We start from the raw sequence: 24,947 nt of genomic DNA, 5'->3' as shown, positions 1-24,947 counted from the left end.
TGCTTCGTGAACTGACTTGCCGCGGCTGTTTGAGCAGAGTGAACGAAGTGAACGTCGCGAGTTCCGCGGCAGGCCGGTTGCGCGAGCATCGCAGGGGAGTCGGCGCGAAGCGACGACCGCCACAGTGGCACGCCGCCCCGCACACCCGCAGGCACCTTTGCAGCGCGCAGCCTGTCGAAGCGCGTTCTTCTACCTCCGAGAGCCTTGCTGTCAAACCTTCGAAAAGTCCGGCTTGCGCTTCTCCATGAACGCCGTGAATGCCTCCTTCGCAGCCGGCTCGCGCAGCATGCGGCCGAAGCTCTGGCCCTCCTCGCCCATGCGCTCGAGCACGGCAGGTTGCTGCGCCTTCTTCATCAGACGCTTGGTCTCGACCAAGGCTGACAGCGGCTTGGCCGCAAGCTTGCGCGCCTGGGCCTGGGCGATGGAGTTGGCTTCGGTAGGCGGCACCACGCGATTGACCAGGCCGATTTCGAGCGCCGCCTCGGCCATGAAGGGCTCGCCCAGCAGCAGCGCCTCGGCCGCACGGTGATAGCCGAACATCTGCGGCACCAGCAGGCTCGACGCTGCTTCCGGGCACAGGCCCAGATTGACGAAAGGCATCGAGAAGGCCGCGTTGTCACCCGCATAGACCAGGTCGCAATGGAAGAGCATCGTGGTGCCGATGCCCACCGCCGGGCCGCACACCGCCGCCACCAGCGGCTTCGGAAAGCCCGCAATGCCGTGCAGGAAGCGGAACACCGGCGATTCCGGCGTCGAGGGCGGCGCGTTCAGGAAGTCGCCGATGTCGTTGCCGGCGCTGAAGATGGTGGCGTCGCCCTGGATCAGCACCGCGCGCACCGCGCTGTCTTCGGTGGCCTTCTCCAGCGCGTCGGCCAGCTCCGCATACATCGCGCGGGTGATGGAGTTCTTCTTGTCGAGCCGGTTGAAGGTCAGGGTCATCACGCCGGCTTCGGTGTGGACGAGGATGTCGCTCATGGAAGGTTCCTTGCTGCAAAGAAGTGGGCGGAGTATCGAGCCTCGCGGAGGCCCTCACTCCTTGAAGTAGACGATCTGGTTCGAGGTGGCGAGCAGGGCGCCCGCCTCGCTCCAGAGCTGCGCGGCCTGGTCGAAGTAGCCGTTGCGGAACTGCTGGCCGGTGGCGCGGCCTAGCAGGTGGTCCTCGCCCACCTCGGCCAGCTGCGCGGCGTCGACATGGAAGTAGGTCGTGATCGACACCGTGCCGATCGGCACCGGCTTCGCGCGCCGCAGCCAGACGCGCGGATAGAAGCAGTCGCACAACGCGGCCAGCGCCGCGAAATCGAGCGGGCGGGGCGGCGCGTCGCGCAGCCACATGAGCGTCTCGCTGTGGTCGCCGCTGCCGTCCCAGCGGCTCGGTATCGCGCCGCTGATCGGGCGCATCTCGTAGCGGTCGATCCAGGCCACCTTGGCCGGGCCGATGCTCAGGCGCTCGACCTCCATCGGCGGCGGCACCTCGGGCATCGGCAGGTCGTTGGCGCCCCAGGTTTCGCGCCGCAGGGCCGTGACAGCGGTGGCCGTGCTCACGACCTGCGGCTTGCCCTCGGCATCGGCCTGCGACATCTGGATCGTCCAGTGCTGCGTCGAGCGGTTGGTGCGCACCGGCACGGCCAGCAGCTCGAAGGCGCCGGCCTCCAGCGCCGCGGCGTAGTTCACCGTCAAGGCCACCGGCGCGCCGAGCAGCTCGGGATGCTTCAGCACCGACTGCAGCATCGCCGCCGCGGTCGTGCCGCCGAAGGGCCCGACCATGTTCCAGTAGTCCATGCTGGTGGCGCCGGTGAAGTGGCCGGCTCGGATGTCGCTGTGCGCGAGCGCCAGCGCCTTGTCCAGGGGATGTGTGCTCATGGCGGGAGTGTGCTCCGGCTGAAGGACTCAGGCAGTCGTCTGCGGGACGCTTGCCGTCGTCGGCGAGGTCAGGGCCGCGAGCCGGTGCAGGCTGTCCGCCAGGCGCGGCCACAGGTTGCGGCTGAACTGCTCGCGGAAGAATCCGAAGTGCCCGATGCGCCGGGCCTGCACGTCGGCCGGCGCGATGCGCTGCATCGCCTTGGGCGCGCCCGCATAGAAGCTCAGCAGGCTTTGAGTGCCTTCCAGCGTCATCAGCTCGTCGTCGGTGATCGACAGCGCCAGCACCGGAAAGCGCACGCGCCCGTAGCTGCGCGCGGCGGTCTCGCCCTCCGCGCCCACGCTGTAGCGGGGGTTCAGGCACCAGCGCCGCCACTGCAGGATCACGCCGCGCGGCAGGTCACCCACCTTGCGCAGCTTGCGCCCGGGGAAATAGCCGCACAGCCGCGTGGCCAGCGGCACCAGCACGAACCAGAAATAGAGAATGCTGCGCCTGAGCTGCGGCGCGTTCTCGCGCCAGTAGCCGCTGCCGGCGGCGATGCTGACCAGCCCGTCCACCTGTTGCGGCCGCTGCAGGAAGCCCGGCAGCTGCGCGCCCAGGCTGTGGCCCAGCAGGTAGAGCGGGCGCTCGGGCCGCGCGGCCTTGGCGGCGTCGATCACGGCTTCGTAGTCGCGCGCCCAGTCGAACAGGTCGGCCTCGAAGCCGCGCAGCGAGGCCCTGCTGCCGCCCGGCCGCGAATCGCCAGAACCGCGGTAGTCGAAGGTCCAGACGTCGATGCCCTCCTGCGCCAGCCAGCGCGCGAAGGGCTCGTAGAAGGCCTGCCGCACGCCCATGGCGCCGCCGATCACCACGCTCGCGCGCGGCGGCCCGGCCGCTTCGTAGCGTCGCAATGCGAGCTGCGTGCCGTCTTCCAGAGTCAGGGTTGTCGGTTGCATGCCGTGTCTCCTTTTTTTTCTTGCGGCGGCCTGCGAGGCTCGCGCGATCAGACCCGCTCGAAGATGCCGGCGGCGCCCTGCCCCATGCCCACGCACATCGTGACCATGCCGTACTTGAGCTTCCTGCGCTGCAATGCATGCACCACCGTGGCCGAGCGGATGGCGCCGGTCGCGCCCAGCGGATGGCCCAGCGCGATCGCGCCGCCCATCGGGTTGACCTTGGCCGGGTCGAGGCCGAGGGTGTTGATCACGGCCAGCGACTGCGCGGCGAAGGCCTCGTTGAGCTCGATCCAGTCGATCGCGTCCTGCGTCAGGCCCGCATAGCGCAGCGCAGCGGGAATGGCCTCGATCGGCCCGATGCCCATGATCTGCGGCGGCACGCCCTTGCTCGCGAAGCTGACGAAGCGCGCCAGCGGCTTCAGGTCGAACTGCTGGCAAGCCTTCTCGCTCGCCAGGATCAGCGCGCCGGCGCCGTCGGAGGTCTGCGAGCTGTTGCCCGCGGTGACGGTGCCGCGGGCCGCGAACACGGTGCGCAGCTTGGCCAGGCCCTCGACGCTGGTGTCCGGGCGCGGGCCTTCGTCGAGCTTCACCGTGCGGGTCTTGGCGATGGCCTCGCCGGTGTCCAGGTCGGGCGTGCGCTCGGTCACCTCGATCGGCGTGATCTCGTCGGTGAACTCGCCCGCCTGCTGCGCTGCCAGGGCGCGCTGGTGCGACTGCAGCGCAAAGGCGTCCTGTGCCTCGCGGCTCACCTTCCACTGCTGTGCCACCTTCTCGGCCGTGAGGCCCATGCCGTAGGCGATGCCCACGTCGCCGTCGCGCTCGAAGATCGAGGGCGACAGCGATGGCGAGTTGCCCATCATCGGCACCATGCTCATGCTCTCGACACCTGCGGCGATCATCACCTCGGCCTCGCCGACGCGGATGCGGTCGGCCGCCATCTGCACCGCCGACAGGCCCGAGGCGCAGAAGCGGTTGACGGTGATGCCGCCGATGCTGGTCGGCAGCCCCGCCAGCACGGCGCCGATGCGCGCCACGTTCAGGCCCTGCTGTGCCTCGGGAATCGCGCAGCCGCAGACGATGTCCTCGATGAGCTTCGGGTCCAGGTTCGGCACCGCCGCGAGCGCCGCCTTCAGCGTGGTCGCGAGCAGGTCGTCTGGCCGGGTGGTGCGGAAGTAGCCGCGGTGCGAGCGGCCGATTGGGGTGCGGGTGGCGGAGACGATGTAGGCGTCTTGGAGTTGCTTGCTCATGGGAATTCCTTCAGTTGCGCAATGGCTTGCCGGTATTGAGCATCCCCATGATCCGCTCCTGCGTCTTGGGATGAAGAATCAGCGAGCAGAAGGCCTTGCGCTCCAGCGCCATCAGGTACTCCTCGCTCACCAGGCTGCCGGCATCGACGTCGCCGCCGGTGACGACGCCCGCGATCAGGCTCGCGATGTGGAAATCGTGCTCGCTGATGAAGCCGCCGTCGCGCATGTTGACCAATTGGCCCTTGATGGTGGCGGCACCGCTGCGTCCGGCGACCTTGAAGCGCCGGCGCATCGGCGCGCGCCAGCCCGCGTCGGTCATGGCCTTGGCCTGCTGCAGCGCAACGTACAGCAGCTCGTCCTTGTTGGGCACGATCACGTCGCTGTCCAGCAGGTAGCCCAGCTTCTTCGATTCGAGCGCGCTGGTGCCGACCTTGGCCATGGCCGCGGCGGTGAAGCCTTCGGTCAGGAAGGGCAGCAGGTCGCTGCCGGTGGAGGCCGCCGCGTTCTCGGCCGCACGGCGTGCGATGTAGGTCAGGCCACCGGCGCCGGGCACCAGGCCCACGCCGACCTCGACCAGGCCGATGTAGCTCTCCATCGCCGCGACGCGCCGGGCCGAATGGATCGCCAGCTCGCAGCCACCGCCCAGCGCCATGCCGCGCACCGCCGAGACCACCGGCACGCCGGCGTAGCGGATCTTGAGCATCACGTTCTGCAACTCCTGCTCCGCCCCCTCGACCGCGCCGATGCCGGCGACCACGAAGGCCGGCAGCATGGCCTGCAGGTCGGCACCGACGGAGAACATCTCGTCGGGCGACCAGATCACCATCGCCTTGTACTCGCGCTCGGCCAGCTCGACGCCGGCCGCGAGCGCGTCGGCCACGTCGGGGCTGATGGCATGCATCTTCGAATGGATGCTCGCGATCAGCACTTCGCCGTCCAGCGTCCAGAGGCGCACGTCGCCCTCGTCCTGGATGGTGGTGCCGGCCTGGCTGGCGTCGGGCGCGTTGCTGCCCAGCACGCTCTCGGGGAACAGCTGGCGCTCGTGCACCGGCAGCCGGCGTTGCGGCACGAACCGGCTCTCGGAGGCGCTCCACGAGCCCTCGGGCGTGTGCACGCCGCCGGCCTCGGCCACCGGGCCTTCGAACACCCACTTCGGCAGCGGCGCCTTCGACAGCGCCTCGCCGGCATCGATGTCCTCCTGGATCCACTTGGCGACCTGCGTCCAGCCCGCTTCCTGCCACAGCTCGAAGGGGCCCTGCTTCATGCCGAAGCCCCAGCGCATCGCGAAGTCCACATCGCGCGCGCTCTCGGCGATGGTCGCCAGGTGCACGGCCGCATAGTGGAAGCTGTCGCGCAGGATCGCCCAGAGGAAGCGGCCCTGCGCGCCCTCGCTCTCGCGCAGCAGCTTCAGGCGCTGGGCTGCCGGCTTCTTGAGCATGCGGCCGTAGACCTCGTCGGCCTTCTCGCCCGAGGGCACGTAGTCCCCTTTTCCTGCGTTGGCTGCCAGGTCGAAGCGCAGGATGTCCCTGCCCACCTTCTTGTAGAAGCCGGCCTTCGTCTTCTGGCCCAGATTCCCCAGCTCCAGCAGCCTGGCCAGCACCGGCGGCGTCGCGAAGTTCGCGTAGAAGGGATCGGTGTCCGCGCTCAGGTTGTCCTGCAGCGTCTTCACCACGTGGGCCATCGTGTCCAGGCCCACCACATCGGCGGTGCGGAAGGTGCCCGAGCTCGCGCGGCCCAGCTTCTTGCCGGTGAGATCGTCCACCACGTCAGGCGTGAGTCCGAACTTCTCGACCTCTTTCAGGGTGGCCAGCATGCCGGCGATGCCCACGCGGTTGGCGATGAAGTTGGGCGTGTCCTTGGCGCGCACCACGCCCTTGCCGAGCGCGCTGGTGACGAAGGTCTCGAGCTGGTCCAGCACATGCGCGTCGGTGGTCGGCGTATTGATCAGCTCCACCAGGAACATGTAGCGCGGCGGGTTGAAGAAGTGGATGCCGCAGAAGCGCGGCTTGAGCGCCTCGGGCAGCGCCTCGCTCAACTTGGTGATCGACAGGCCCGAGGTGTTCGAGGCCAGGATCGCGTGCCTGGCCACGTGCGGCGCGATCTTCTTGTAGAGATCGAGCTTCCAGTCCATGCGCTCGGCGATGGCCTCGATCACCAGGTCGCATTCGCCGAGCTTCGCGAGGTCGTCCTCGTAGTTGGCCTGCTCGATCAGCTCGGCATCCGCCGCATCGGCCAGCGGCGCGGGCTTGAGCTTCTTCAGGTTGTCGATCGCGCGCGTGACGATGGCGTTCTTCGGCCCCTCCTTGGCAGGAAGATCGAACAACACCACGGGCACGCGCACATTGACGAGGTGCGCCGCGATCTGCGCGCCCATGACGCCGGCGCCGAGCACGGCGACCTTCTTCACTTGAAACTTGGACATGGAATTCCCAACAAATAGATGTCTTACTGGACACGAACCCAGGTCTGCGTACGGCCGATGCCCAGCACCGATCCGCGCACTTCGAGCTTCTTGCCGCCTTCGATGGGCGTGAGCCGCAGCGTGTAGCTCTTGCCGTTCTCGGGGTCGAGGATCTTTCCGTCTTCCCAGACCTCCTTGCCCTCGGCCTTCTTCGCGCCGCGGATGATCTCGAGGCCCACGAGCGGCTTGCCCTTCCGGTCGTCGGTGCATTCGTCGCACACCGCGTCCTGCTTGGCTTCCTTGCGCAGCAGCTTTTCGATGCGGCCGTTGAGCACGCCTCCTGCTTCGCTGATGCGGATCTGCGACTTGGCCTCGCCGCTCTTGTCGTCGATGCTCTGCCAGACGCCCACGGGCGTCATCTGGGCGAAGGCGGCGCCGGCCGACACGAAGGCAATCGCTGCAAGGAGGTGCTTCATGGCGATCAGGCCAGGGCGGCGTCGGTGTTCATGAGCGGCGCGGCGCCGGCGCGTGCGGTGCGCATCAGCGTCGCGGTCTCGGGGAAGAGCTTGGCGAAGTAGAAGCGCGCGGTCTGCAGCTTGGCCTGGTAGAACGGGTCGGCGTTGCCGGCCGCGATGGCGGCAAGCGCCACGCGGGCCTGCAGCGCGAACATGTAGCCGAACACGAAGTGGCCCGCGACGCGCAGGTAGTCCACCGCCGCGGCGCCCACCTCGTCGGGGTTCTGGAAGCCGCGGAAGCCCAGCTCGGTCGTGAACTTGGTGAGCTGCTCGCCCAGCACCGCGATGGGCGTGATGAACTCGCTCATCTTCTCGTTCACGCCCTCCTCCTCGACCAGCTTTGCTACGAGCTTGCCGAACTTCTTCAGCGTGGCGCCGTTGTTGCCCAGCACCTTGCGGCCCAGCAGGTCGAGCGACTGGATGGTGTTGGTGCCCTCGTAGATCATGTTGATGCGGTTGTCGCGCACGAACTGCTCCATGCCCCATTCCTTGATGAAGCCGTGGCCGCCGAAAACCTGCAGGCAGGCGTTGGTCGAGATGTGGCCGTTGTCGGTGATGAATGCCTTGACGATCGGGGTGAGCAGCGCGACCAGCTCGCCCGCCTCCTTGCGCACCTTCTCGTCGGGGTGGTGGTGCTCCTTGTCGAGCAGCAGCGTGCAGAAGATCGCCAGCGCGCGGCCGCCCTCGGCATAGGCCTTGGCGGTCATCAGCATCTTGCGCACGTCGGGGTGCACGATGATCGGGTCGGCTTCCTTGTCCTTGGCCTTCACGCCCGACAGCGAACGCATCTGGATGCGGTCCTTGGCATAGGCCAGCGCGTTCTGGAAGGCCACCTCGGTCAGGCCCAGCGACTGGTTGCCCACGCCCAGGCGCGCGGCGTTCATCATCACGAACATCGCGGCCAGGCCCTTGTTGGGCTCGCCCACCAGGGTGCCGTTGGCGCCTTCGAGCACGATCTGCGCAGTCGCGTTGCCGTGGATGCCCATCTTGTGCTCCAGGCCGCCGCAGTAGATGCCGTTGCGGCTGCCGAGCGAGCCGTCGGGCTTGACGTTGAACTTGGGCACCACGAACAGGCTGATGCCCTTGCTGCCCTTGGGCGCGTCCGGCAGGCGGGCCAGCACGAGGTGGATGATGTTCTCGGCCATGTCGTGCTCGCCGGCCGAGATGAAGATCTTGTTGCCGGTCAGCTTGTAGCTGCCGTCCGGTTGCGGCTCGGCCTTGGTGCGCAGCAGGCCCAGGTCGGTGCCGCAGTGCGGCTCGGTCAGGCACATGGTGCCGGTCCATTCGCCGCTGGTGAGCTTGGGCAGGTAGGTCTTCTTCTGCTCGTCCGTGCCGTGCGCGACCAGCGCCTCGTAGGCGCCATGCGAGAGGCCCGGGTACATGGTCCAGGCCTGGTTGGCCGAGTTGAGCATCTCGTAGAAGCACTGGTTGACCACGAAGGGCAGGCCCTGGCCGCCGTACTGCGGATCGCAGGACAGCGCTGCCCAGCCGCCCTCGACGTACTTGGCATAGGCCTCCTTGAAGCCCTTGGGCGTCTTCACCTCGTGCGTGTTCTTGTCGAGCACGCAGCCCTCCTCGTCGCCCGTGATGTTGAGCGGGAAGGTCACCTCGGCGGCGAACTTGCCGCCTTCTTCCAGCACCGCGTTGATGGTGTCGGCGTCGACTTCCGCATGCTTGGGCAGCGCCTTGAATTCGTCGGTGACCTTGAGCACTTCGTGCATCACGAACTGCATGTCGCGAAGGGGCGGGGTGTAGGCGGGCATGGAAAAGTCTCCGGAAGAAAAAGGAAGAGAGTTCGAAAAAGTAATCGGGTGGCGCGCGCTCAGCGCACCGGCTTGAGCCTGCGCTGCGAGGCGGTGGCCGACGTGGAAGCGGCCAGCGCTTCGGGCGTTGCGCAGCGCGCGAGGATGTTGTCGAAGCCCGCGTTGGCACGCGCGAGCGAGTCGGGCGAGCGCAGGAAGCGCGCCTCGTAATGCAGCGCCAGGATCAGCGCGTGGATCTCGAAGGAGATCTGCTTGGCGTCGGCATCGGCGAGCAGATGGCCTTCCTCCTGCGCCTGCAGCACGGCGCGCAGCATGGCGGCCAGCCAGATGTTCACCGACTCGGCCAGCGCGTCGCGTACCGGCCCGGGACGGTCGTCGAACTCGACGGCGCCGCTGATGTAGATGCAGCCGGAGTCGATCTCGGCCGAGGTGCGCTTCATCCAGTTGGCGAACAGGGTGCGCAGCCGCGGCAGCCCGCGCGGCGCCTGCATGGCCGGATAGAACACCTCCTGCTCGAAGCGCACGTGGTACTCGCGCACCACCGAGATCTGCAGTTCCTCGCGCGAGCCGAAATGGGCGAACACGCCCGACTTGCTCATGCCCGTGACCTCGGCCAGGGCGCCGATCGACAGGCCCTCCAGGCCGATCTGCGCGGCCAGGTTCAGCGCCGCGTCGACGATGACGGCCTTGGTCTGCTGGCCTTTCTGGGGCGCGCGGGAAAGTTTGGAGGAGCCTGGGGCGGGCATGGGGGCCTGGGAATAAAACGAACGATCGTTCTATTTTGCAGGCCTTTCGCCGCCGGCTCGATGAAAGCCCGACAGAGGTGGAAGGTTATCGGCGCCTGCGCGAGGCGCCCGGGTTCAGGCGGTGCGGCCAAGGCCGGCCAGCAGGCCGAGCCGCGCGCCGCTGCGTTCGCGCTGTTCCTGCCAGGACAGCCGGTACAGCAGCCCGAGCACCAGCACCGCCCCGAAGAACTGGTACGACTGAAGCACGTTCCACGTCGTGCCGGCCAGCAGGTTGGTGACGCCGTTGAAGGACTCGCTCGACAGCAGGAAGGCGAGCCACAGCAGCGCCGGCGTGGCTGCGCCGAAGGGCTGCCGCCGCAGCGCGACGGGGAACAGCACCGCGAAGATCGGCAGCAGCACGCCGTAGTGGTGGTCCCACGCAATCGGCGAGGCCACCGTGAGGCTGAGCATGACGAGCGACAGGTCGACGGCGGTGGGTTGCTTGCGCACCCGCCAAAACAGCGCCAGGCCGAGGATCAGGGCCGAGGAGAGCGTGGTCGCGAGATACACCGTCGGATGGAAAGGCGGGAAATCCGTCCCGGACCAGATCCGCCCCGCGCCCTGCAGGTTCACGCCGTTGAACAGCAGCCGGTTCACCAGGCCGTTGACCGACTGGTTGATGAAATAGCTTTCGCCGTGCTGGCCGAGGAAGGACACCACAGGGATGTAGTCGAGCACGTTGGGCAGCCCGTAGAAGGCGATCGCCACCAGGCCGCAGGACCCGGTGATCCAGGTCGCGGTCCACGCGAAGCTCCACTGCCGCCGCAATGCCGCCCACAGCACCACGATGATCCATTGCGGCTTGATGATGCAGCACAGGGCCATCATCAGCCCGGCCAGGCGTGGCTGCCCGCGCTGCCAGGCCAGGAGCGACAGGCCGGCGGCGAGCGTCATCGCGGTCTGGATCTGGCCGTGGTATTCGGAGCGCAGGAGCGGGTAGAAGAGCGCGACGCTCAGGAGGCTGAGCGCCGCGAGCGCGCCGCGCGAGATCGGCGGCAGCTGGGGCGGCTCGCCAGGCCTCGACGGCCATTGCACCGCGCCCATGAAGAGCCGGAGGAACACCGCCGCGATCGCGACCAGGCTCAGCCGCGACAGGATCTTGAAGATATCCACCACCGTCTCGGGGTCCATGCCCAGCAGGCGCTGCGGCAGGTCCAGCGGCAGCAGCGCGGTCAGCGGGTACTGGAACTTCACGTGCTGGCCGAAGAAGACCGACTGGTAGAGCAGCTGCTCCGGATGCTCGCGCAGGAAGGCCGAGGCGCGCAGCATCGGCATCCACGAGTCGTCGCCGTTGTGGAAGGACAGCACGAAGCGCAGGTAGCCGAGCGAGCTCTCCCGCGGTTCGCCGACCGAGAGCGTGACCAGCGCGCTCACGACCAGCCCGCTCAACAGGAACATCAGCCATGCCCGCCACACGCCCGCGAGACGCTGGGCCTGGGCCGAGCGCGGCAGGCCCGGAATGCCCGGCTGCAGGCGCCACAGCGCGATCAGCAGCACGGAGGAAAGCAGGGTCGCAGCCACGACCACGATCAGGATCTTCATATCGATGCGAGGAGGAAAGAAGAGAAGGCGAATGCCTGGTGCCGGCGTTCTAGTGCGCCATCCACAGCGCGGCCGCACCGATGCCGACCGCCAGTCGGCTGACCCAGTCGCGCGCCGCGAAGACCACCGGGTCCTCGTGCAGCGCACCGCGGATGGCCTTGAGCCAGATGCGCACGATCCAGAACAGGAACACCGGGATCAGGATCCACAGCCAGGTCGGCTCCTGGTAGCGCGCCAGCATCTGCTGGTCGTGCAGATAGAGGCTCAGCAACAGGGCGGACATCTGCCCGGCCGCGACGCCGGTGCACAGCACGAAGGTCGCATCGCCCGGCTGGTAGCCGCGGTCGCGCTTGAGCTGGACGGCGTCGCCGGCAGCGGAGCTGAGCTCCACGTAGCGCTTGGCCAGCGCGAGGCTGAGAAAGATGAAGAGCGAGAAGGACAGGATCCAGAAGGAGAGCGGCTGCCCCGTTGCCTGCGTGCCGGCCGCCACGCGGATCGTGTACAGGGCGGCCAGCGAGAACACGTCCACCACCGCACGCCGCTTGAGGAACACCGAATAGGCGGTGGTCAGCGCCGCGTAGAGCAGCAGCACGGCCACGAAAGAGGGCGGCAGGAGCGCCGCGGACAAGGCCAGCGACGCGGTTCCCAACCCGATCGACATCGCCAGCCCGGTGGCCGGTGCGATGTCGCCGGCGGCGAAAGGCCGTCGTCGCTTGCTGTGGTGCCGGCGGTCCGACTCCAGGTCCAGCAGGTCGTTGAGCACGTAGATGCCCGAGGCCATCAGGCTGAAGGCGACGAAGGCGAGCACGGCGTCGAGCATCAGCGCCTGCGTGAGATCGTGCAGCACCGGCATCAGCGGCAGGAAGACCAGCACGTTCTTCAGCCACTGGTGCGGGCGCAGGCCCTGGAGATAGCGGCCCAGCCCCGTGCGGCGCGGCTTGATCACGGCCTCTACCTCCGTGAGTCCGGCCGCGCGACGGGCAAGCGTGCCGGAGCGACTGACCACCACGGCGGCTTTCGAGCCACGCCAGACTTCCAGGTCCGCGGCGTGGTCGCCCGCATAGCTGAAGCCCATGCCGCGCGTGTCGGCCAGGATGGCCGCCAGCTTGTTCGCCCCCTTGATGTTGCGCTCGCCGTCGGAGGCCAGCACCGCGTCGAAGAGGCCCAGATGGTCGGCGACGCGCCGCGCCATGCGCCCGTCGCTGGCAGTGGCCAGGACGGTGCGCCGGCCCGCTTCCCTGGCGCGACGTACGAAGTCGAGCACCTCAGGCCGGTACGGCAGGGTACGAACATCCAGCCGCGTGCGCCGCGCCACCTCCCGCTTGAGAGCGGCACGCCCGCGCAGCAGCCACAGCGGCAGCGACAGCAGCGCGCGCGGGGAGACACGCACCAGCTTGAGCAGGGACTCGTGCAGCGAATCGGTGGCGATCAGCGTGCCGTCGAGGTCGACATAGAGAGGCAGCGGCGCGGTCATCTCAGCCACGCCCCAGGACCACGACGCCCACCAGGATGATGGCGATGCCCAGGATGCGCGAGGCGGTCAGCGCCTCGCCGAAGAAATGCCAGGCCAGGATCGCCGCGATCACGTAGCCCATCGAGAGCATCGGGTAGGCAACGGTCACGTCCACCCGCGTCAGGGCGAGGACCCAGAGCCCTGCACTGACGAAGTAGCAGCACAGGCCCACCACGATCCAGGGCTGGGTGGCGGCATTCCAGCCCGCGGCAAACAGGGAGCTGCCGCTGCCGATTGCCACGGCGCCCATGGCCCGCGCACCCGCCTTGAGCATCAGCTGCGCCGCCGAATTCAGCAGCACGCCCGTGAAGATGAGGGAAAAGGTGGCCAGGGTCATCTGAAACTTGCAGTCTTTTTAGTTACCGCAAGTATCGTGCCTTTGGCGTACTAATTGGTTACGTCTAGATGTCTTCCACCTCCGAATGAATGAAAAAGTTAACGATCGATCTTTAGCAGGTGCGTGGCGCTGCAGCGGATGCGGTCGCCTGTCGCTGGCGTCAGCGCCAGTTCGGGTGCAATGAGCTGATCAGCTTGTTGCAGTCGCCGTGCGTGAGGACGGCCAGCACCCTGCTCTCGCGTGGCGTGAGCTCCCGCAGCACGAAGGAATCGGCCAGATCCTCCGCCATCCGCGGCGAAAGGTAGCGCTGCGACCGGGCAGCCGCGACCAGCGCGGCGCGGATTTCGGCCGGCGGGGCCGCCTTTTCGACGAAACCGCTGGCGCCCCAGCGGATCGCCTCCCGCAGCATGTGCGGCGACTGCATGTCGCTGATGAGCACGACGCGCACCCCGGCTGCCATCATGCGCAGCAACTGCATGAATGCGCGCAGGCCCTGCGGCCCGAGGGCCGGGTCCACCAGCGCGATGCAGTCCCCGGCCTCCATGCAGCAGGCGAGCAGGCGGTCCGTGGTGGGCGCCGAGCCCCTGAAAACGAGGCCTTCGGTGCCGTTCACCAGTGATTCGAGGCTGCACACCAGTGCGGGCGAGGCAACGCCGACCACGACGGCCACTGCGCTGCCGGCCTCCTCTGGGTGGTTCTGGCAGGCGAGCGGCGCAGGGAGAGCCGAACCCTGGAACGACACCCCGCCGCTGGGGGTTTCGGCAGGCCGTTCGCTCATCGCCTTGCTCCTTCGCTTCAGCCTTGCGCCCGGCACGAGGCCTGCACGCTGGGCCAACCGTAGTCGCGGCCTGTCAGTGCGCGTGCAAGAAGATAGTTGTTCAGGGCGCGTTCGCTCAAGCTGTCCATGTGCACCGTGCCGGTGGAATCGCAGGGAAAGGACAGGGCGCGGCCCGTCCCGCTGAGGCAGGGAAAGCGCAGCTCGAAGGCGGACGGCATACCGGTCGAATCGGGGGCAGCGTGCATGGCGGTGTCGTCGTGGTTCATGGCTGTGAAGCGGCTCCAGGAAACAAGGTCTTGCCCGTCACGCGGGATTGCTTTCGCGCAGGGCGGTCTCGATGCAGGCGAGGAGGTCTTCCGGACGGAAGGGTTTTGTGAGAAAGCAGGTCACGCCCGTCTCCAAGGCGCGCACGCACGCCTGTTCGTCGGCGTAGGCCGTGATCAGGACCGTGGGGATCGGGGTGCCGCAGGAGGCCAGGTGGCTGTACAGGTCGAGCCCCGACATGCCCGGCATGCGCATGTCTGCAACCAGGCACCGGACGGCGCACGTTTCCTTCGATTGCAGGAAACTCTCGGCCGAGTCGAAGGTGGCGCAGGACACGCCGGCGGAGTCGAGCAGGTCCTTCGTGGTGTCGCGGACCGACGCATCGTCGTCCACGATCGCTACCGTCGGCTTGTCGCGCACCTGGGGTTTTTGCTGGGTGTTGGGCATTGGCGCAAGACTAGGCCGATCGCACGCGCAAGACCATTGCACATGCGTCGCGCGCTCTACGACTTTGGTTTAGTCGCCGGCTAGCGCTTCGGATCGGCAAGGCCGAGCATGTCCGCGATGCGCACGAGCTGCGCCAGCGATCTCGTCTGCATCTTGCGCATGATCTGCCCGCGGTGGACCTTCACGGTGGCTTCGCTGATGCCCAGCTCGGCCGCAATCTGCTTGTTCACGCGCCCGGCACTCACCAGTGCCATGACCTCGCGCTCCCGCTGGGTGAGCGTGGCGAAGCGTTGCCGCAGCTGCGCGACCAGCGCCCTCTCGCCGCGCTGCGCCCGGTGACGCTCGATGGCGGCGTCGATCGCATCGAGCAGCTCCTGGTCGCGGAAGGGCTTGCTCAGGAACTCGACGGCGCCGGCCTTCATGGCGCGCACCGTCATCGGAATGTCCCCGTGGCCGGTGATGAAGATCACCGGCAGGTCGACGCCTGCTCGCGGGAGCTCTTCCTGGAAGGTCAACCCGCTCGCGCCGGGCAGCCGCACGTCGAGCACCAGGCAGCCGGGTGCGTCCGGCCGCTGCGCCTGCATGAACTCCTGCGTCGAGGCGAAAACCCGCACCTCCATGCCGACGGAGGCGAGCAGATCCTGGAGCGCCTCGCGCATCGCCAGGTCGTCGTCGACGACGAAGACGACGGGCCGCTCGGTGGCCACTACGGCTCCCGTTGCCCGACCGGCAGCGAAAACCGGAACACGGCGCCGTGGGGCAGGTTCGGCTCGCTCCAGAGCTGGCCGCCGTGGGCCTCGACGATCGACCGGCTGATCGAAAGCCCCATGCCGATGCCCTGCGCCTTGGAGGTGTGGAAGGGCTCGAAGAGCTTGTCCGAGATGTCGGACGCGATGCCCGGGCCCGAGTCGCGCACCTCGACGCACACCCCACCGTCCGCCTCGCTCGCGCCGATGACCAGCTGCCGCGAGCGATTGTCGGGAGCGCTCATGGCCTCGATGGCGTTGACGATCAGGTTGAGCACCACCTGCTGGAGCTGCACCCTGTCGCCCCACACGGGCGGCAGGCCGTCGGCGAGCGTGGTCTCGATCGCGATGTCGTTGCGGCGCATCTGGTCGCGCGTGAACGCGATCACGTCGCGGACGAGCCCGTTGACGTCGACGCGGTCCCGCCGCGGCGGCTGGCGCATGACCAGCGCGCGGATGCGGTCGATGACCTCGCCGGCGCGCTTGCCGTCCCTGGCGATGCGTTCGAGCGAGCGCTGCGCCTTTTCGAGCTCGGGCGGCTGGGCCGCGAGCCAGCGTGCGCAGGAGCCGGCGCTCGCGACCATGGCCCCCAGCGGCTGGTTGACCTCGTGGGCGATCGAAGCCGCGAGCACGCCGAGCGTGGTCACGCGGTTGACGCGCGCGAGCGCTGCCTGCGCCTCGCGCAGGGCTTCCGACGCGAGGACGTGATGCGTGAGATCGCGCATGATCACGAGCGCAGACGCCAGGCCCTCCGAGCCGAGCAGCAGCGGCGAGTAGGACACCGACAGGTAGACGCGCCCCAGTCCGGTCGTGCACCATTCCGCGGACGTGAACTGCTCGCCGGCGAAGCAGCGGTCGAGGCTCGGCTTCACCGCACGCTCGAAGAGGTCGGTCCCGATCAGATCGGCGACATGCATGCCGACGATCGCCTCGGCCGGCATCCTCCAGTTGCGGCCGTAGACCTCGTTGACCCGCTGGTAGCGGCAGTCCCGGCTGATCACGGCCACGCCATCGGAGGCGCACTCGAAAACCTGCCGCGTCAAGTACTCGCTTTCGCGCAGGCTGCGGAACATGAGAAGACTGGTGAGCGCGTCGGACAGCCGGTGGCCGATCTCCTCGAACAGCCGCCTCTCCTGCGCCGTCCAGGTGCGCGGGCGCGAGCACTGGTGCAGCCCGAAGAGGTAAGGCTGATCGCCCTTGGGATACAGCGCCATGGCGAGCACGGATCGGATGTTGAAACTTTCCGCGAGCCGCGCCGGCACCTCGATCTCGCAACCGGCACCGAAGGGAACGGCACCGCTCGCGTCGCGCGCCGTCCGGAACACCGTTGCGACATCCGCATCGAGGGGCAACTGGACGCCGAGGCTGAAAGCGCCGGGGAACTCGGGCCGCGTCTGTTCCATCACCGCCTGCCATGAGCCGGCCTCCGGATCACAAGGATAGGTGAGCCATGCCCGATCGCAGGCGAAGATGTCGAGGACCGCATCGAGCACATCGCTCATCATCTTCTCGAGGTCGTTGGTCCCCTGCATCGCGCGGTTGACGCGGTTCATGCTTTCCAGGAACCCCAGGTGGGCGCGCAGCGCATCCTCGGCACGCTTGCGCTCCGTGATGTCACGCCCGACGCCCCGATAGCCCGTGAAGCGGCCCGCCTCGTCGAACATCGGCAGCCCCGAGACCGATACGTGGCGTACGCCGCCGTCGGAAGTCGCCCGGGCGAGCTCGAAATCGCGGAACGGGACATGCGCATCGAGCGCCGCCCGGTGCTGGCGCCAGGCCTCCTCGTCCGGCTCCAGGTAGGGCACCTCCCATCGCGTCTTGCCGATCTCCGAGCCCGCCGCCGGGGCGCGGTCGAACCTGGCGGAATACTCCTGGCGGGTGAAGCGATGCTGGGCGTCGCTCTCCCAGTACACGTCGAAGGAGAACTTCACCAGCGTGCGAAAGCGCTCCTCGCTCTCGCGCAATGCGTCCTCGGCATGCTTGCGCTCGGTGATGTCCTCGCACGCCACGAGCAGCACCGGGCCGCCGCGCAGCACGACTGCGTTCGCCGACTCCCGGACCCACAGCACCGTGCCGTCCTTGCGGACCTTGCGCGCCCTCCAGCGCATCACGCGCCCGGGCTGCCGGAAAGCCTCGTCGGCGTTTCCCTGGACGAAGTCCCGGTCGGCTTCGTGGAACAGCTCGATCACCGGCTGGCCGATCAGCTGGCTCACGCGCCAGCCCAGCTGCTCCGCGCCGACGGGATTCACCGACAGGATCGCGCCGCCCGCATCGATGATGAAGTACATCGTGGGGTTGGCTTCGAAGGCAGCTCTCCATTGCTCCTCGAGGTCCTGCCGTGCCTCCTCGGCCCGCTTGTGCTGCGTGATGTCGGTATTGGTCGCCAGGACCGCCACCGGCTCGCCTTGCGCGTCTCGCTGCAATGCCAGGCGGCTCGCGACGACCACCGGCGTTCCGTCGCGCCTGTGATGCACCAGCTCGCCTTCCCACCGCCCGGTGCGCAGCACCTGCGATTCGATCTGCTCCAGCGGCACGGCGGAGGAGGTCTTCAGCAGCTCGGGCGCGGACCGCCCGAGCGCCTCTTCGGCCGACCATCCGTACATCTTCTCGGCGCCGCGATTCCAGTACGTGATCGATGTCCCCATGTCGCGCACGAACATGGCGTCGTTGGTGAGATCCAGCAGGTTGGAGTGCTCGCGCAGCAAGGTTTCGGCCTGCCGCTCGAAAGGCTGCGACGCCGGGCGCGGCAGCGTTTCCTCAACTTTACGTTCCGTCATGAGCGACTCCAGCGCGTTGCGGCATGTGAGCCGCAGCGCGTCGCGCGGCGCCGGCGGTAGGGCCGGCTCCCCCTTGAGTAGTGGCGACTGTCATTCTGAACGCCCTCGGGGCCGCTGTCACGGTAAAGCGCAGCGAAGCATCCGATGAATTCCGCCGAGCCGGATTCATGCGCGGCTTCCGGGTTCAGGCGGGGCAAACCCGTCCTTGAACGCCTCCCGGAGCCACGCCACGAACACCGTCACCGCCCGCGGCACATGGCTGGCGTAGGGGCGCACGGCAAAGAGCTGCTCCGCGAAGGCGCCGACCGGCGTCCACTGCGGCAACACCTGCACCAGCTTGCCGGCCTGCAGCGCGCCCTGGGCGCTGAAGTCCGGCACCAGCGCGATGCCCAGCCCGGCCAGCGCTGCATCGCGCAGGGCCTCGCTGTTGTTGGCGGCGAAGGGGCCGGCGACCGGGATCGTGACGCGTTCGCCCGAGCGGCGCCCGTTCGCGGACTCCAGCGTCCACGCCGGCTGGTCCTGCGCGCGCGGGTAGTGCAGGCAGTCGTGTTGCGACAGCGCCTGCGGCGTCTGCGGCGCGGGCCGGCGGCGCAGGTAGGCCCGGCTCGCGACCAGCACCGAGCGCGTCGCGCACAGCCGCCAGGCGACGTGCGTATCCGGCACCGAGGCCGCATGCCGGATCGCGAGGTCGAAGCCTTCCACCGCCAGTGCGCTGAGCCGGTCCGACAGGTCCAGCGCCAGCCGGACCTCGGGATTCGCGCGCAGGAAATCGGCGAGCCGCGGCACCAGCTGCTGGCGCGCGAAGGCGACCGGCGCAGTCACCCGCAAGAGGCCCCGCGGCACGCCGGCCAGGTCGCGCACGCCGGCGAAGCTGTGGGCGATCTGCTCGAAGGGCGCGCGCGTGTCGTCCACCAGCCGCTGGCCGGCCTCGGTCAGGCGCACGCTGCGGGTGGTCCGGCGTACCAGCGGCACGCCGGCCGCGCGCTCCAGTTCGGCAATGCGCTGGCTCATTGCCGCCTTGCTCACGCCCAGGCGGGCGGCAGCGGCCGTGAAGCTGCCCTGCTGCTCCAGCACGGTCAGCCAGTGGAGGTGGGTCCAGAGCAGCTCGATATTTTTGGCATCCATGAGTGGATTGTTCACCATCGCGAACAATCAATTCAGCCCTGTCGCCTTGGCAGGGTGCGTCGTGCTTCCTAGACTCGCCAGAGTTCCAGTACCACCCAGCAACCGCAGGAGACCCGCGCCATGACCCAGCAGCCTTCAACCCCCACGCCCATCGCGCACTTCATCGGCGGCCGGCGCGCCGGCGGTGCCTCCGAGCGTGCGCAGGACGTCTTCAACCCCGCCACCGGCGCGGTCACCGGCCGCGTGTCACTCGCCGGCCGCGCCGACGTGGATGCGGCCGTCGCCGCTGCCCGCGCCGCCTTCCCGGCCTGGGCCGACACGCCGCCGATCCGGCGCGCACGGGTGATGTTCAAGTTCCTGGAGCTGCTCAACAAGCACCGCGACGAGCTGGCCCGCCTGATCACCGCCGAGCACGGCAAGGTCTTCACCGACGCGCAGGGCGAGGTCGCCCGCGGCATCGACATCGTCGAGTTCGCCTGCGGCATCCCGCAGCTGCTGAAGGGCGACTACACCGAGCAGGTCTCCACCGGCATCGACAACTGGACGATGCGCCAGCCGCTGGGCGTGGTCGCCGGCATCACGCCCTTCAACTTCCCGGTGATGGTGCCGATGTGGATGTTCCCGGTCGCGATCGCGGCGGGCAACTGCTTCATCCTCAAGCCCAGCCCGATCGACCCCAGCCCCTCGCTGCGCATCGCCGAGCTGCTCGCGGAGGCAGGCCTGCCCGCCGGCGTGTTCAACGTGGTCCAGGGCGACAAGGAGGCCGTCGATGCGCTGCTGGAGCACCCCGACGTGAAGGCCGTCAGCTTCGTCGGCTCCACCCCCATTGCCAACTACATCTACGAGACCGGCGCGCGCCACGGCAAGCGCGTGCAGGCGCTGGGCGGCGCCAAGAACCACATGGTGGTGATGCCCGATGCCGACCTGGAGCAGGCGGTGGACGCGCTGATCGGCGCCGGCTACGGCTCGGCCGGCGAGCGCTGCATGGCGATCAGCGTCGCCGTGCTGGTGGGCGACGTGGCCGACAAGCTGGTGCCGATGCTGGCCGAGCGGGCCCGGAGCCTGAAGGTGCTCGACGGCATGAACCTCGAGGCCGAGATGGGCCCGATCGTCACCCGCGCCGCGCACGAGCGCATCACGGGCTACATCGCTCTGGGCGAACAGGAAGGCGCCAAGCTGGTCTTCGACGGCCGCAAGTTCGACGGCAGGCAAGCCGGCGAAGGCAGCGGGACCGACACATCCGGCGGCTTCTGGATGGGCGGCACGCTCTTCGACCATGTCACGCCCGAGATGCGCATCTACAAGGAAGAGATCTTCGGCCCGGTGCTCTCGTGCGTGCGCGTGCACGACCTCAAGGAGGCGGTGGACCTCGTCAACGCCCACGAGTTCGGCAACGGCGTGGCCTGCTTCACCCGCGACGGCAACGTGGCGCGCGAGTTCTCGCGTCGCATCGAAGTGGGCATGGTGGGCATCAACGTGCCGATCCCCGTGCCCATGGCCTGGCACGGCTTCGGCGGCTGGAAGCGCTCGCTGTTCGGCGACATGCATGCCTACGGCGAGGAAGGCGTGCGCTTCTACACGCGGCAGAAGTCGATCATGCAGCGCTGGCCGGAGAGCACGCCCAAGGGGGCCGAGTTCGTGATGCCGACCGCGAAGTAGGTGTTGCTCCCTCCCCTTCGGGGGAGGGGAACAAGAATCAGGCCTTGAACGCGACCACTTCCTGGCGCTGCTCGCCCAGCCCCTCGATCCCCAGCGTCATCACGTCGCCCTTCTTCAGGTAGAGCGGCGGCTTCATGCCCAGCCCCACCCCGGGCGGGGTGCCGGTGGTGATCACGTCGCCGGGCACCAGCGTCATGAACTGGCTCACGTAGCTCACGATCCTGGCCACGTTGAAGATCATGGTCCGGGTGTTGCCGGTCTGCATGCGCTTGCCGTTGAGGTCGAGCCACATCGCGAGCTTCTGCGGGTTGGGCACCTCGTCGCGCGTCACCAGCCAGGGGCCGATGGGACCGAAGGTGTCGCAGCCCTTGCCCTTGTCCCAGGTGCCGCCGCGCTCGATCTGGTACTCGCGCTCGCTCACGTCGTTGATCACGCAGTAGCCGGCCACGCAGTCCAGTGCGCTCTTCTGCGAGACATAGCGCGCGTTCGCGCCGATCACCACGCCCAGCTCCACCTCCCAGTCGGTCTTGACCGAATTCTTGGGCAGCATCACCGGGTCGTTCGGACCCTGCACGCAGCTGTTGGCCTTCATGAAGACCACCGGTTCGGCCGGAATCGGCAGGCCCGATTCGGCCGCGTGGTCGGCGTAGTTGAGGCCGATGGCGATGAACTTGCCGACGTTGGCCACCGGGCAGCCGTAGCGCGGCTTGCCCCTGACCAGCGGCAGCTTGTCCAGCTTGAGCTTGCGCAGCTTGGCCAGCGCGGCATCGCCGAGCTGCTCGGGGCCGATGTCCTTCACCACCGCGCTGAGGTCGCGCAGCTGGCCGTTGTCGTCGACGAGGCCGGGCTTCTCCTTCCCCGGATTGCCATAGCGAACGAGTTTCATGAGGTCCTTTCTTCTTGGAGCTAGTAAGTCGAGCGGCCGCCGGACAGGTCGAACACGGCGCCCGTGGAAAAAGAGCAATCTTCGGTGCAAAGCCAGGCCACCATCGCGGCGACCTCCTCCACCGTGCCGAAGCGGCCCATCGGGATCTTCGAGAGCATGAAGGCGATGTGCTCCGGCGTCATCTGGTCGAAGATCGCCGTCTTCACTGCGGCCGGCGTCACGCAGTTGACGCGCACGCCGGTGTCGGCCAGCTCCTTGCCCAGCGATTTGGTGAGCGCGATCACCGCCGCCTTGCTCGCGCTGTAGGCGCTGGCATTGGGATTGCCGTCCTTGCCAGCGACCGAGGCGATGTTGACGATGCGCCCGTAGTCCTGCTTGCGCATCTGCGGCACCACCTCCCGGCAGCAGAGGAAGAGGCCGTTGAGGTTGACCTCCATCACCTCGCGCCAGGCGTCCACCGGGTAGTCCCACAACTTGACGTTGGGGCCGGTGATGCCCGCGCTGTTGACCAGCGCGTCGATGCGCCCCGCCTGCGCCAGCGTGGCCGCCACCGCTTCGGCGACGGAGGGCTGCTGGGCGACATCGACCTTCAGCGCGAAGGCCCCGGGCCCCAGCGCCCAGGCCGCCTTTTCGGCGGCTTCGGCATCGCGGTCCCACAGCGTGACGGTGCCGCCGGACTCGATGAGCCGCTGCGCAATGCCGCGCCCCAGCCCGGTGGCGCCGCCGGTCACGACCGCATGCCGGTCGCGGAAGTCGAGCTGGTTCATATGGTGATGCCGCCGTCGGCCGCATAGGCCTGGCCGGTGACGAACTGCGATTCGTCGCTGGCGAGGAAGACCACCAGCGGCGCGATCTCCTCGGCCTGCGCCAGCCGGCCCATGGGCTGGCGCGCGATGAAGGCCTTGCGTGCCTCCACCGGGTCGGCGTTGGCGTTGATGCGGTCGGCCAGCGAGGGGGTGTCGACCGTGCCGGGGCACACCGCATTGCAGCGGATGCCCTGGCCCACGTAGTCGGCCGCGACGCTCTTGGTCAGCCCCAGCACCGCCGCCTTGGTGGTGCCGTAGACGCAGCGGTTCGGCAGGCCCTTGATGCTGGAGCACACGCTGGCCATGTTGATGATGCTGCCGCGCCCGGCGGCCAGCATGCCCGGCAGCACGGCCTGGATGGTCCACAGCTGGGCCCGCACGTTGAGCCGGAAGGCGAAGTCCAGGTCTTCGTCCGTCGCCTGCAGCGCGGCGCCGTTGTGCACCACGCCGGCGCAGTTGAAGAGGATGTCGAGCGCGGGCAGCGTCTTCACGAAGCCCTCGATCGCGGCCTTGTCGAGCACGTCGAGCTTTGCGGGGGTGATGTTGGCCACGCCCGCGAAGCGGGACAGCAGCGCCTCGTTGATGTCGGTCGCCCAGACCTGCGCGCCCTCGGCGGCCAGCGCGAGCGCGCTCGCATGGCCGATACCCTGCCCGGCCGCGGTGACGAGCGCGGTCTTGCCCTTGAGTCTCATGGGATGTCCTTGTCGCTGTGGAATCGGGATCGGCGATGCGGCGTTCAGGGTTTGGCCCGATGGCTGCATCGCCGAGCGCCTCGTATTCTGAATTGGCCTGACCACCTGGCCAATCCAGGACAACCCCTAAGTGCCGCTGCAGACCCTCGAACCCAGACGCCTCTACCGCCAGATCGCCGACCAGCTCAGTGCGCTGATCGCGAAGGGCGAGTTCGCCGCGGGCGCACGCCTGCCGGCCGAGCGCGATCTGGCCAAGCAGCTGGGCGTGAGCCGGCCCTCGGTACGCGAGGCGCTCATCGCGCTCGAAGTCGAGGGCTGGGTCGAGGTGCGCACCGGCTCCGGCGTGTACGTGCGGGACCGCACGCAACATGCGGCGGCGCCGGAGGCCAGCACCGAGTGGGGCCCGCTCGAGCTGATTCGCGCACGCCGCGTGGTCGAGGGCGAGACCGCGGCCATCGCCGCGACCACGGCGCGGCGCAAGGACATCGAGGCGATGACGCGCGCCATCGAGCTCATGCGCGACCTGGCGGACCGCAACATGATGCCGCTGGAGGGCGACCGCGCCTTCCACCTCGCCATCGTCGAGTGCTGCGGCAACATGGTGCTGTCGGAGACGGTGCAGGGCTTCTGGGATTCGCGCCGCGGGCCGATCTTCACGCGCCTGGGGGGCTACTTCGAGAGCGTCAAGTCCTGGCGCTCGGCCATCGCCGAGCACGAGGCGATCCGCGATGCCATTGCCGCGCGCGACGCCGAGGGCGCGCGCCGCGCGATGCACGCCCACATGGACAAGTCGCACCAGCGCTTCAGCGCCAGCTGGCGCCGCGCCAACCTCTTCTTTCAACCACCGATGGAGACAAGAAAATGACTTCTACCAAGCGATTCGCGCTCAAGACGATTGCCGCCTGCCTTCTAGCCGCCGGCGCTCTCGGCGCTGCCCAGGCGCAGACCAAGCTCAAGTGGGCCCACGTCTACGAGACCTCGGAGCCCTTCCACAAGTACTCGGTCTGGGCCGGCGAGGAGATCAAGAAGCGCACCAACGGCAAGTACGAAGTCCAGGTGTTCCCGGCCTCCAGCCTGGGCAAGGAGGCTGACATCAACCAGGGCCTGACGCTGGGCACCGTGGACATCATCCTCTCGGGCGCGAGCTTCGCGGGGCGCACCTACCAGCCGCTGGCGGTGTCGTACTTTCCCTTCATCTTCCGCGACGCGGAGCACCAGCTGAAGTACGCCAAGAGCGATGTCTTCAAGGAACTGGCCAAGGGCTACGACGACAAGAGCGGCAACCACATCACGGCGCTGACCTACTACGGCGCGCGGCACGTCACCTCCAGCGCGGCCCGGCCGGTTGCCAAGCCCGAGGACATGAAGGGCCTGAAGATCCGCGTGCCCGACGCACCGGCGTACCTGGCCTTCCCCAAGGCGCTGGGTGCCAACCCGACGCCGATCGCCTTCGCCGAGGTCTACCTGGCGCTGCAGAACGGCACGGTCGATGCGCAGGAAAACCCGCTGCCGACCATCGAGGCGAAGAAGTTCTACGAGGTGCAGAAGAACATCTCTCTGACCGGGCATATCGTCGATTCGCTGCTGACCATCGTCTCGGGGCAGCTGTGGGGCAAGCTCTCTGCCGACGAGAAGAAGATCTTCACCGAGGTGATGCAGGAGGCCGCGGAGAAGACGGGGCGCGAGATCATCGCCTCGGAAACGCGGCTGGTGGAGGAGTTCAAGAAGAAGGGGAACAACGTGATCACGGTGGACAAGAACGCGTTCCGCGAAGCGGTGTTGAAGAACACCAAGCCGACGGACCATGGGTACCGGCAGCAGGACTACGACCGCATCACCGCCATCAAGTAAGCGCAGGTTCGACTCCCTCC

At 68.2% G+C, this 24,947-nt stretch carries 23 protein-coding genes; 3 read left to right on the top strand and 20 right to left on the bottom strand.

Annotated elements, in window-relative coordinates; translation table 11 throughout:
- Positions 1–210: 210 nt before the first annotated feature.
- From ACMGEZ_RS23480 to ACMGEZ_RS23400, 17 genes are all read right to left on the bottom strand, one after another.
- Complete coding sequence (locus ACMGEZ_RS23480; protein WP_436824693.1) at positions 211–975, bottom strand: enoyl-CoA hydratase; 765 nt, start codon at positions 973–975, stop codon at positions 211–213.
- Positions 976–1,029: 54 nt separating this feature from the next.
- On the bottom strand, positions 1,030–1,860 hold the full coding sequence (locus tag ACMGEZ_RS23475) for an acyl-CoA thioesterase (protein ID WP_436824692.1): 831 nt from the start codon (positions 1,858–1,860) through the stop codon (positions 1,030–1,032).
- A gap of 27 nt (positions 1,861–1,887) precedes the next feature.
- Positions 1,888–2,793 carry an alpha/beta hydrolase family protein gene (locus tag ACMGEZ_RS23470; protein WP_436824691.1) on the bottom strand — a complete coding sequence of 302 codons (906 nt, stop codon included), beginning with the start codon at positions 2,791–2,793 and terminating at the stop codon, positions 1,888–1,890.
- Between the two features lie 47 nt (positions 2,794–2,840).
- Entirely contained in the window at positions 2,841–4,040 is a 1,200-nt protein-coding gene (locus ACMGEZ_RS23465) for an acetyl-CoA C-acyltransferase (RefSeq protein ID WP_436824690.1), read from the bottom strand.
- Positions 4,041–4,050: 10 nt separating this feature from the next.
- Positions 4,051–6,462 carry a 3-hydroxyacyl-CoA dehydrogenase/enoyl-CoA hydratase family protein gene (locus tag ACMGEZ_RS23460; protein WP_436824689.1) on the bottom strand — a complete coding sequence of 804 codons (2,412 nt, stop codon included), beginning with the start codon at positions 6,460–6,462 and terminating at the stop codon, positions 4,051–4,053.
- Positions 6,463–6,485: 23 nt separating this feature from the next.
- Positions 6,486–6,917 (bottom strand): DUF2147 domain-containing protein, encoded by a 432-nt coding sequence (locus ACMGEZ_RS23455; RefSeq protein WP_436824688.1) that lies wholly within the window; start codon positions 6,915–6,917, stop codon positions 6,486–6,488.
- A 5-nt stretch (positions 6,918–6,922) separates the two neighbouring features.
- Positions 6,923–8,719 carry an acyl-CoA dehydrogenase C-terminal domain-containing protein gene (locus ACMGEZ_RS23450; protein WP_436824687.1) on the bottom strand — a complete coding sequence of 599 codons (1,797 nt, stop codon included), beginning with the start codon at positions 8,717–8,719 and terminating at the stop codon, positions 6,923–6,925.
- 59 nt (positions 8,720–8,778) lie between these two features.
- Positions 8,779–9,465, bottom strand: a complete 687-nt coding sequence (locus ACMGEZ_RS23445) for a TetR/AcrR family transcriptional regulator (protein WP_436824686.1) — start codon at positions 9,463–9,465, stop codon at positions 8,779–8,781.
- A gap of 114 nt (positions 9,466–9,579) precedes the next feature.
- Positions 9,580–11,046, bottom strand: coding sequence for a glycosyltransferase family 87 protein (locus ACMGEZ_RS23440; RefSeq protein ID WP_436824685.1), 1,467 nt, complete (start codon positions 11,044–11,046; stop codon positions 9,580–9,582).
- Positions 11,047–11,095: 49 nt separating this feature from the next.
- Entirely contained in the window at positions 11,096–12,520 is a 1,425-nt protein-coding gene (locus ACMGEZ_RS23435) for a UbiA family prenyltransferase (RefSeq protein WP_436824684.1), read from the bottom strand.
- A 1-nt stretch (position 12,521) separates the two neighbouring features.
- A complete protein-coding gene (locus tag ACMGEZ_RS23430) occupies positions 12,522–12,896 on the bottom strand; it encodes a DMT family transporter (RefSeq protein ID WP_436824683.1) in 375 nt (124 codons plus the stop codon).
- Between the two features lie 160 nt (positions 12,897–13,056).
- Positions 13,057–13,674 (bottom strand): response regulator transcription factor, encoded by a 618-nt coding sequence (locus ACMGEZ_RS23425; protein ID WP_436824682.1) that lies wholly within the window; start codon positions 13,672–13,674, stop codon positions 13,057–13,059.
- Between the two features lie 17 nt (positions 13,675–13,691).
- Positions 13,692–13,940 carry a hypothetical protein gene (locus ACMGEZ_RS23420; RefSeq protein ID WP_436824681.1) on the bottom strand — a complete coding sequence of 83 codons (249 nt, stop codon included), beginning with the start codon at positions 13,938–13,940 and terminating at the stop codon, positions 13,692–13,694.
- 37 nt (positions 13,941–13,977) lie between these two features.
- A complete protein-coding gene (locus ACMGEZ_RS23415) occupies positions 13,978–14,385 on the bottom strand; it encodes a response regulator transcription factor (RefSeq protein ID WP_436824680.1) in 408 nt (135 codons plus the stop codon).
- Positions 14,386–14,465: 80 nt separating this feature from the next.
- Positions 14,466–15,092, bottom strand: a complete 627-nt coding sequence (locus ACMGEZ_RS23410) for a response regulator transcription factor (protein WP_436824679.1) — start codon at positions 15,090–15,092, stop codon at positions 14,466–14,468.
- The gene (locus ACMGEZ_RS23405) at positions 15,092–17,908 is read right to left on the bottom strand and encodes a PAS domain-containing sensor histidine kinase (RefSeq protein WP_436824678.1); all 2,817 of its coding nucleotides are present in this window, start codon (positions 17,906–17,908) and stop codon (positions 15,092–15,094) included. The genes ACMGEZ_RS23410 and ACMGEZ_RS23405 overlap by 1 nt, the downstream gene beginning before the upstream one ends.
- Before the next feature lie 165 nt (positions 17,909–18,073).
- Positions 18,074–19,033 (bottom strand): LysR family transcriptional regulator, encoded by a 960-nt coding sequence (locus tag ACMGEZ_RS23400; RefSeq protein WP_436824677.1) that lies wholly within the window; start codon positions 19,031–19,033, stop codon positions 18,074–18,076.
- 120 nt (positions 19,034–19,153) lie between these two features.
- Here ACMGEZ_RS23400 and ACMGEZ_RS23395 point away from each other — a divergent pair, with 120 nt between their 5' ends.
- Positions 19,154–20,692, top strand: coding sequence for a CoA-acylating methylmalonate-semialdehyde dehydrogenase (locus tag ACMGEZ_RS23395; protein WP_436824676.1), 1,539 nt, complete (start codon positions 19,154–19,156; stop codon positions 20,690–20,692).
- A gap of 37 nt (positions 20,693–20,729) precedes the next feature.
- On the opposite strand, the gene ACMGEZ_RS23390 is transcribed toward ACMGEZ_RS23395, so the two are convergent.
- From ACMGEZ_RS23390 to ACMGEZ_RS23380, 3 genes are read right to left on the bottom strand one after another with little or no spacing between them, the layout of a single operon-like run.
- Positions 20,730–21,578, bottom strand: a complete 849-nt coding sequence (locus tag ACMGEZ_RS23390; protein ID WP_436824675.1) for a fumarylacetoacetate hydrolase family protein — start codon at positions 21,576–21,578, stop codon at positions 20,730–20,732.
- 20 nt (positions 21,579–21,598) lie between these two features.
- Positions 21,599–22,345 carry an SDR family NAD(P)-dependent oxidoreductase gene (locus ACMGEZ_RS23385; RefSeq protein ID WP_436824674.1) on the bottom strand — a complete coding sequence of 249 codons (747 nt, stop codon included), beginning with the start codon at positions 22,343–22,345 and terminating at the stop codon, positions 21,599–21,601.
- On the bottom strand, positions 22,342–23,076 hold the full coding sequence (locus ACMGEZ_RS23380) for an SDR family oxidoreductase (protein ID WP_436824673.1): 735 nt from the start codon (positions 23,074–23,076) through the stop codon (positions 22,342–22,344). Before ACMGEZ_RS23380 ends, ACMGEZ_RS23385 begins: the two co-directional genes overlap by 4 nt.
- A gap of 130 nt (positions 23,077–23,206) precedes the next feature.
- Between ACMGEZ_RS23380 and ACMGEZ_RS23375 the strand changes: the two genes are divergently transcribed.
- Positions 23,207–23,941: a FadR/GntR family transcriptional regulator gene (locus tag ACMGEZ_RS23375; protein ID WP_436824672.1), complete on the top strand. Its 735-nt coding sequence runs from the start codon at positions 23,207–23,209 to the stop codon at positions 23,939–23,941.
- On the top strand, positions 23,938–24,927 hold the full coding sequence (locus ACMGEZ_RS23370) for a sialic acid TRAP transporter substrate-binding protein SiaP (protein ID WP_436824671.1): 990 nt from the start codon (positions 23,938–23,940) through the stop codon (positions 24,925–24,927). The genes ACMGEZ_RS23375 and ACMGEZ_RS23370 overlap by 4 nt, the downstream gene beginning before the upstream one ends.
- Positions 24,928–24,947: the final 20 nt, after the last annotated feature.

The organism is Variovorax stachyos (assembly GCF_051400855.1).
Lineage (GTDB): Bacteria > Pseudomonadota > Gammaproteobacteria > Burkholderiales > Burkholderiaceae_C > Variovorax.
This window is presented reverse-complemented; position numbering and strand designations above follow the sequence as displayed.